Source organism: Bradyrhizobium sp. (assembly GCF_049798375.1).
Taxonomy (GTDB): Bacteria; Pseudomonadota; Alphaproteobacteria; order Rhizobiales; family Xanthobacteraceae; genus Bradyrhizobium.
The window spans coordinates 1-7,990 of sequence record NZ_JBARGP010000782.1; the positions used below are offsets into that span (position 1 = coordinate 1).

General features: G+C 64.6%; 10 protein-coding genes. 4 read left to right on the plus strand and 6 right to left on the minus strand.

The features are described from left to right. Positions 1 to 1,074 (minus strand): glycogen/starch/alpha-glucan phosphorylase (locus WA702_RS29860; protein WP_425114126.1); only part of this gene is annotated, 1,074 nt, incomplete at its 3' end. A gap of 213 nt (positions 1,075 to 1,287) precedes the next feature. Between WA702_RS29860 and WA702_RS29865 the strand changes: the two genes are divergently transcribed. Next, complete coding sequence (locus WA702_RS29865; RefSeq protein WP_425114127.1) at positions 1,288 to 1,512, plus strand: hypothetical protein; 225 nt, start codon at positions 1,288 to 1,290, stop codon at positions 1,510 to 1,512. A gap of 22 nt (positions 1,513 to 1,534) precedes the next feature. Continuing rightward, positions 1,535 to 1,978, plus strand: a complete 444-nt coding sequence (locus WA702_RS29870; protein WP_425114128.1) for a GNAT family N-acetyltransferase — start codon at positions 1,535 to 1,537, stop codon at positions 1,976 to 1,978. Between the two features lie 96 nt (positions 1,979 to 2,074). On the opposite strand, the gene WA702_RS29875 is transcribed toward WA702_RS29870, so the two are convergent. Beyond that, positions 2,075 to 2,377: a GIY-YIG nuclease family protein gene (locus tag WA702_RS29875; protein ID WP_425114129.1), complete on the minus strand. Its 303-nt coding sequence runs from the start codon at positions 2,375 to 2,377 to the stop codon at positions 2,075 to 2,077. A 192-nt stretch (positions 2,378 to 2,569) separates the two neighbouring features. On the opposite strand from WA702_RS29875, the gene WA702_RS29880 reads away from it, so the two are divergent. Further along, positions 2,570 to 3,001, plus strand: coding sequence for a hypothetical protein (locus tag WA702_RS29880; RefSeq protein WP_425114130.1), 432 nt, complete (start codon positions 2,570 to 2,572; stop codon positions 2,999 to 3,001). A 114-nt stretch (positions 3,002 to 3,115) separates the two neighbouring features. On the opposite strand, the gene WA702_RS29885 is transcribed toward WA702_RS29880, so the two are convergent. Both WA702_RS29885 and pyrE read right to left on the minus strand, forming a co-directional pair. Continuing rightward, the gene (locus tag WA702_RS29885) at positions 3,116 to 3,916 is read right to left on the minus strand and encodes a DUF2865 domain-containing protein (protein WP_425114131.1); all 801 of its coding nucleotides are present in this window, start codon (positions 3,914 to 3,916) and stop codon (positions 3,116 to 3,118) included. A gap of 371 nt (positions 3,917 to 4,287) precedes the next feature. Then, positions 4,288 to 4,845 carry an orotate phosphoribosyltransferase gene (gene pyrE / locus WA702_RS29890; RefSeq protein WP_425114132.1) on the minus strand — a complete coding sequence of 186 codons (558 nt, stop codon included), beginning with the start codon at positions 4,843 to 4,845 and terminating at the stop codon, positions 4,288 to 4,290. Between the two features lie 239 nt (positions 4,846 to 5,084). Between pyrE and WA702_RS29895 the strand changes: the two genes are divergently transcribed. Further along, on the plus strand, positions 5,085 to 5,711 hold the full coding sequence (locus WA702_RS29895; protein ID WP_425114133.1) for a glutathione S-transferase family protein: 627 nt from the start codon (positions 5,085 to 5,087) through the stop codon (positions 5,709 to 5,711). A gap of 220 nt (positions 5,712 to 5,931) precedes the next feature. On the opposite strand, the gene WA702_RS29900 is transcribed toward WA702_RS29895, so the two are convergent. Further along, positions 5,932 to 6,567 (minus strand): LysE family translocator, encoded by a 636-nt coding sequence (locus tag WA702_RS29900; RefSeq protein ID WP_425114134.1) that lies wholly within the window; start codon positions 6,565 to 6,567, stop codon positions 5,932 to 5,934. A 1,077-nt stretch (positions 6,568 to 7,644) separates the two neighbouring features. After that, a partial coding sequence (locus WA702_RS29905) for a DNA polymerase (protein ID WP_425114135.1) occupies positions 7,645 to 7,990 on the minus strand: 346 nt, incomplete at its 5' end.

The window sequence follows — 7,990 nt, forward strand, 5'->3', positions numbered from 1 at the left end:
GGCCTCGTCCCAGCGGAAGTTGTGCAAATCGACCAGGATCCGCATCAGCTCGGTGACGGCGAGCGAGGGATGGGTGTCGTTGAGCTGCACCGCGGCCTTCTGCGCCAGGTTGCGGAGCTGGCCGTCCGAGCCGAGGTGGCGCTTGACCAGATCCTGCAACGAGGCGGAGACGAAGAAATATTCCTGCCGCAGCCGCAGCTCGCGGCCCGCCGGGCTTTCATCATTAGGATAGAGGAACTTGCAGATCGCCTCGGCCCGCGCCTCCTCGGCGGAGGCGCCGAGATAATCGCCGGTGTTGAAGACGTCGAGCTTCAACGGATCGGGCGAGCGCGCCGACCACAGCCGCAGCGCGTTGACGTGCTCGCCGCGCCAGCCGACGATCGGGGTGTCATAGGCGACCGCCTGCACCGTCTCGCCGGGCGTCCAGACCGCGCGATCCCTGCCCTTGTCGTCGACATGCGCGACGCTGCCGCCGAAATGGACGTGGTAGACCACGTCCGGCCGCTGCAATTCCCAGGGGTTGCCGATCGACAGCCAGACGTCGGGATATTCCTGCTGCCAGCCGTCGACGATCACCTGCCGAAACAGGCCGAAATCGTAGCGGATGCCGTAGCCGATCGCGGGGATTGCCAAGGTCGCCATGCTCTCCATGAAGCAGGCGGCCAGCCGGCCGAGGCCGCCATTGCCGAGCGCGGCATCAGGCTCGCATTTGCGCAATTCCGACAGGCCGACGCCGAGATCGCCGAGCGCGATCTCGAACACCTTCATCAGCCCCATATTGTTGAGCGCGTCGGTGAACAGCCGGCCGATCAGGAACTCCAGGCTGAGGTAATAGACTCGCTTGCGCCCGGCGTCGTAGCTTTCCTTGTCGGCGGTCAGCCAGCGATGCACGATGCGGTCGCGCAGGGTCAGGGCCGCAGCGTGATACCAGTCCTGCGCGGTCGCCAGGCTCGCGTCCTTGCCGATGGCAAGCCGAAGCTTGGCCAGGATGTCGCTCTTGATCTCGGCCACCGCCAATTCGTCGACGGGTTGGCCGGGGGCCGGAAAGCTGCGCGGGGACGGCTGATCTGTCACCTGGGGAACCTGTGATGCTGATGCCAGTACGATCTAAAATCATACGACGGATGGGCCGGAATCGAAACCCGGGGTGGTTTCGGGGCCGGGGGAAAGGATAAATTTCGGGCAAGATCGCGCCGGGAGTTCCCAAGCTCCGCGCGGCCTCGTTTTATGCTAGGATCGCTGCCGGCCCGCGTCGCTCCAAAGCGCACGATCAGGGGGAGGTGCGTCATGAGGCTTGCCATCGAGATCGCCGCGGCATTGCTACTGGTCTGCCTGATCACGGCGACCGGCGCCGCCGCCGGAAGCATCGGCCGCAGCGCGGATAGGCTGAGCTGCGGCTGCAGCGTTCCAGCCAATGCGTCACCGGCGCAGCGTTGCATGGCGATCAAGCGGCAATGCGGTGAAAAATTCTGGGCCAGCGCCTGCAGCGGCCGGCTGCTGGCGTCGGGGTAGGGCAGGTCAGAGAGAAGTGGCAATGGCGAGGCTTGCCGAATCGGCAGATCTCGACGGGCTGCTCGCGCTGTTTCAGGTCTCGGAGGTGAGCGCGGTCGCGGCGCCGCGGGAGCGGACCGAAGGAATATGGGCCGAGCTATTGTCGCGCGCCGGCATTGCCATCTTCGTATCGCAGGCCGAGAGCCGCATTGTCGCGACCTGCATGCTGGTCACGGTCCCCAATCTTCTGCGCGCCGGCCGGCAGCATGGCTTTCTGGAAAATGTTGTCACGCACCCGGATCATCGTGGGCGCGGTCATGGCCGGGCCGTGGTGCAAATGGCGCTCGAGGAGGCGTGGCGGCAGGACTGTCACCACGTGTTGATGCAAAGCGGCCGCGCTGATCCGAGCGTGCACCGCTTCTATGAGGGCTGCGGCTTCAGACCCGGCCTGCGTACGGCCTATGTGGCGCAGCGGCCGCCGGATTGAGGGCGGGTGCGATATCAAGCCCCAGCCGTCATCCCGTTCCCAGCCGTCATCCCGGACAGGCGCGCAATTGCGCGCCGAGAACGCCGGGATCCAGACTCACCGGCCGCAAATCAGGCCCGACAAGTCGTTCCAATCGAGATTATCCCGTTTGATCAGCTCGATCTTCCAATCGCGGCGCCAGTTCTTCAGCTGCTTCTCGCGGGTGATCGCTTGCATCGCCGTTGGATAGGTTTCGACGTAGACGAGCCGATTGAGCTTGTATTTGCGGACGAAGCGCGAGCCCTGGCCACCCCGATGCTGCGCGAGCCGTCTTCGCAGATCATTGGTGACGCCGTTGTACAGCGTGCCGTGTTGGCCGCTGGCCAAAATGTACACGTAGTATGACGCCTCGATAGCCATGGGCGACGACCGTGCAGAATCGAGGAGCTGCGGCGTATGGGTCCCGGCGTTCGCCGGGACGACGAACTTTCTCTCTTTGCAAATTCACTAGAACAAATTAAGAACACTTTAGCAAGCTGTCGTTATCTCCGTGATTCGACGGGCTCCGTCGGTCCAGCATCCACGGCATCAGCGTTTTCTAGCGAGGACATCATGTCCAATTTCGCCTTCGATCCCTTGGCTCTCACCCGCATCGCGGATTTCGCCCGCACATTGTCGCGGCTGCACAAGACGGCGCGGCGGCGCGTCGTCGATGACGACCAGCTCGATCGCGCCTTCAATGCGGTCTGCATGTCGGTCTGGGGCTTCACCACCGACGATATTTCCGACGCGCTGTTCTCGGCCACCGATCACACCTTCCTGGATGGGCTCGACGAGGCGCGGGCGCGCATCTTCGCGGCCGAGGCGGGCTATGACCTCGTCGACGACGAGGGCATGCTGACCGACTGGTGGGGCTTCTGCTGGATGATCCTGGCCGAGAAGCGTGGGCTGCTGACGGATGAGAATCGCGCCGCGGCGCGGGCCGCGATCGAGGAGAAATACCTTGCCGCGCCGAACGTGATCGGCGTGATCGTCGGGCGCTAGCCTCTTGCTGTCATTCCGGGGCGCTCGCAGAGCGAACCCGGAATCTTGAAATGAGTAACCTCTGGATTCCGGGCTCGAGGCCTATGGCCTCGCCCCGGAATGACCGTTTCGCGGTCAGTTCAACGCCGCCCGCTTGTCGCGGCCCTGGCCCGGCTTGGGCGTAATGTCGGCCGGCGGCGCCAGACTGACGTCGCCGCCGACGGCAGGCTGCGCCAAGTCGGTTGCGACCGTGTCGGCGCGCACCGGGGCGACCTTGAGCCCGGTCAGGCGGGCGCGCACCTCCGCCGTCAGGCCGGGATAGGAGGCGACCGGCGTGAAGTCGCTGGGCTGGGCGGTGGCACCGCGCGCACCGGAATAGGCCACCAGCCCGTCTGATGTGGCGATCACGTCGCCGGGACGCAGCGAATTGTCGAGCGCGAGATCGACCGGCGCCAGGCCGGCGGGATCGCGGCCATTGCAGGTGCAGTCCGCGCGCAGCGTCTTGCGATAGGCATAGGCGTTGTCGCTCTCGCCGTAGCTTTCGCCGTTCGCGGCATAAGCGCTGTCGATCGAGGCGCCGAAATAGACTTTTGTGGCGCTCGCCGGGCAGAAAGCCTGGCAGATCGCCACGGGCGATGAGGCGCCGCGCATCAGCGGAAAATAGCGGCCGTCACAGCTACGGACGCAAAAGGCGGGCCCGGAACCGGACGCAACGGCATGCGGCTGCGGTGCTGTCTGCTGGCCGGCCGCCCAGGGGTCGGCGCCGTTCGGCTGCGCCGACGATTGCTGCGCCCGGTTGAACCCGCCGAACAGGAAATCGAACAGGCCCTGGGCGACCGCCGCACGGGGCATCGCAACGACCGCACCTGTCACCGCCAGCACAGCTGCGACAACAAACCGACGCCGCTTCCGCGGCAACGACAACAATTGACGCAACGCCCACTCCACCCAAGCAGCGTCACGCCGGCGGCGCGACTACGCGTTAGCTTTCCAGCAACCATAACGCGGGATGGTAAATGAGTGGTGAGCGCGGGCGCGCGAAGCCGATACCGGCTCGCGTCGAGATGCGCGCAGAAGCGGACTCCAGAGCATCAGGGATTGTGGTTGAGTCGAAGCCGCTGCCAAAGCCTCGGTTCACCTCTCCCGTGGGGAGAGGTCGATCGCGCAGCGATCGGGTGAGGGGACGCGGCTCCGTCGATAGACCGGAACCCCTCACCCGGATTGCATCTGGCGATACAATCCGACCTCTCCCGATGGGAGAGGTGGACCTCCTGAGAAGCATTGAATCGACTTTACTTGATCGAGCGCTAGAGAAACTCGCTCGCGGTGTAGAGCGAACGGAACGGCAGCCGGGCGGCTGCGAACGCTTCCGCCGCGCCTTCCTGGCGGTCGACCATGGTGAAGACCAGCGCGACATCGGCGCCGGCCTCGCGCAGCGCTTCCACTGCCTTCATCGCCGAGCCGCCGGTCGTGGTGACGTCCTCGACCACGACGATGCGCTTGCCGGCGAGCGTCTCGTCCCGGGTGAGCCCCTCGATCGCCAGCCGCGCGCCGTGCTCCTTCGGCTTCTTGCGCACGAAGAAGGCTGCGATCGGATGGCCCTTGAGCCACGAGATCTGCGCGATCGCGCCGGCGAGCGGCACCGCGCCCATCTCGAGTCCGCCGATATAGTCGTAACTCTCGTCCTTCAGCGCCTCGTAGGTCAGCTCGGCGAGCAGCGTGGCGCCCTCCGGATCCATCATGGTCGGCTTCAGGTTGAAATAGAAATCGCTCTTCCGGCCCGAGGCCAGCGTGATCTCGCCGCGGCCAAAGGAGCGCTTGCGGATGATCTCGTGAAGGCGGGCACGTGAGGCGGATTTGGACAAGATGCTTGATCCCGAATGTTTGGTCCTGATGGCGAATGGGGTGCGCTGGCGCTTAATTTTACTGGCCGCGCGACGCTCTTGCCAGCGCTTGGCGTGGCTCGTCAACAGCGGCGAGGCGGCTTGTGCACGCCGTCCTTAACGGGCTGGCTCTGACCTCGGTCGTTCTTTTCCGGTCGTTTTGCCGCCTTACCACCAGGATGCTACAGACGCCTCCCTGAACAAGAGCTGAAGAGGCCCCAATGACCATCGAGCTGCATACCTGGAACACGCCGAACGGCCGCAAGATCTCGGTGGCACTGGAGGAAATGGGCCTGCCCTACAAGGTGGTCCCGGTGAACATCGGCAAGGGCGAGCAGATGGCGCCCGCCTTCCTCGCGATCAGCCCCAACAACAAGATACCGGCGATCGTCGATCCCGAGGGTCCGGAGGGCAAGCCGGTCTCGATCTTCGAATCCGGCGCGATCCTGCTCTATCTCGGCGAAAAGACCGGCAAGTTCCTGCCGAAGCCGTTGGCTGAGCGGATTCCGGTCTACGAATGGCTGATGTGGCAGATGGGCGGTTTCGGCCCGATGCCGGGGCAAGTGCACCATTTCATCGCGCTCGAGAACGAGCAGGACCGCGCTTACAGCCTGAAGCGCTACATGGCCGAAACGCGCCGGCTCTACGGCGTGCTGGACCGGCGGCTGGCGGACCACGAATTCGTCGCGGGCGCGCTGTCGGTAGCCGATTTCGCCATCCTCGGCTGGGCTTGGCGGCACCCGCGCCACAAGGTGGAGCTGTCAGAATTCCCCAACGTCAAGCGCTGGTACGAAGCGCTGATGGCGCGCCCCGGCGTGGCGCGGGGGATGGAAGCGAAGCTGGATTGAGTGCGTGATTGCGCCGCATCGGCGGTGCACCCTCTCCCCTTGTGGGAGAGGGTGGCGGAATCGAGCGAAGCGAGATGGAGCCGGGTGAGGGGTTCTATCCACCCATGCAAATGCCGAGAGAGACCCCTCACCCGTCTCGCCGTCGCGTTCCGCGTCGGCGATCCACCCTCTCCCACAGGGGGAGAGGGTTGCACCGAATGCGTAGTGAGATGTTGGGCGATTAGCCCCGCCGCGCTTCCACCATCATCCGCACCGCAAGCCCGGCCAGCACCGTGCCCATCAGATAGCGCTGCGCCCGTGCCCAATTCGGCCGCCTCGCCAGGAACACTGCGATGCTGCCGGCCGCCATCGCGATGACGGCGTTGATGCTGACGCTGATCGCGATCTGGATCGCGCCGAGCACCAACGACTGCGTCAGCACGCTGCCGGCGGTGGGATCGATGAACTGCGGCAGCAGCGCCAGATAAAGCATCGCGATCTTCGGGTTCAAAAGATTGGTCACGAAGCCCATCAGGAATAGTCTTCGCGGGCTGTCGATCGACAGCTTCTTGACCTGGAACGGCGAGCGGCCGCCGGGCTTCATTGCCTGCCAAGCCAGATAAAGCAGATAAGCCGCGCCGGCAAAACGCAGCGCGTCATAGGCAAAGGGCACCGCGAGCAGCAGCGCGGTGATGCCGAATGCCGCGCACAGCATGTAGACGATGAAGCCGAGCGCGACGCCGCCGAGCGAAACGATGCCGGCCGCATGCCCCTGTGTGATCGAGCGCGAGATCAGATAGATCATGTTCGGCCCCGGTGTCAGCACCATGCCGAGGGAGACGAGCGCGAAGGCGAGCAGGGAGGATGTATGAGGCATTGGCGGCTTGGTTGTGACGGCGGCTTGGGCTGCGGCACGGATGCCGCAGTCCTACCGCGAGTTGCCGCACGCCGTCATCGCGCAAATTGCTCGGAGAGCAATTGAGCTGCACGACAGCGGCTCGCGGCGTGTGATCCTCAATGAGGCCACCACAAAGATTGTCGTCCCGGTGAATGCCGGGACCGATACGCCGCGGCGGTCGTTCGGTTGCTCAACGAAGTCCCGACCGGCTCGTGCGCCGACTTCCGCTTGTGATTATGGAGCCCGGCTCAAGGTCGGACGACACTGTTTTGCGAAAATAGCTAGGGCCTCAGATCGCGCCGCCGTTCCGGCGTTCGCCGGGACGACGGCGGTGTGGTTGGCGACGCCTGCTGGTCCGACGGGCAATCTGCACATGAAAGGCATGCACAAATTGCCCGTCGGGTTACTTTGTCGCATGCCACGCAGCTTGCCTTGTCGGGCAAATCAGAACGATGCTCCGCACGTCCCGCCTCCGCATGAGGGGCGTGTCGCGATCGTCACGGACGTTGGAAGCGGGATGCGATGGGCGTGCATTGTTGCAGCGTGATCTTCACGTGGACGAACGATGATGCACGCACGTGAAATCGCGTGGTCCTGACGCCCCGGTGCTGGCGTCAAGTCGCAATGTTCATGACGAGCATCGCGATGACGGGGGCAATCAAGCCGGTCCCCGAGGAGAGCGCGTATAAGCGTTAAAACCGTCGCGCAGGGAAGGCCGGGCATTCTCGGCTGAGCCTGTGGTTCTGCCGCGTGCTTTTTTGTTGCACGCGGACCATGGGTGCCGGCCGGTGCCCGGCCTTCCCTGCGCCCTCATTCATTTTCGAGGGCGATGCCTTGCATAGCTCGGGCAGATCCTGCCGCGACGATGCGAGCGCACGCCTTCAGCTGTTTGACACGTGAAGCGGACGTGAGGGCCTCGTCATTGCAAGCGAAGCGACTTGTCCGCCATAGCCCGAAGGGCGACGGCGGAAGCAATCCAGAGTCAAGAAGGAAGTCTGGATTGCTTCGTCGCCTTCGGCTCCTCGTAATGACGTCAGGTCATGTTCGCGATAGCGCCTAATGAGCCTCGTCCCAATTGTTCGCGGCGCGGGCATCGACCTGCAGCGGCAGCGAGAGCAGCACCGCCGGGAACGGCGCGTCCTGCATCACCTTCTGCACCACCGGCAAGGTCGCGGCGACCTCGTCGTCCGGCACCTCGAAGATCAGTTCGTCATGCACCTGCAGCAGCATCTGCGCCGACAGCTTCTTCGCGGCCAGCGCGTCTTCGACCCTGATCATGGCGCGGCGGATGATGTCGGCGGCGGTGCCCTGCAGCCGTGCGTTGATGGCGGCGCGCTCGTTGAAGGCGCGCACCGAGGCGTTCGACGCCTTGATTTCCGGGTAGTAGCATTTGCGGCCGAAC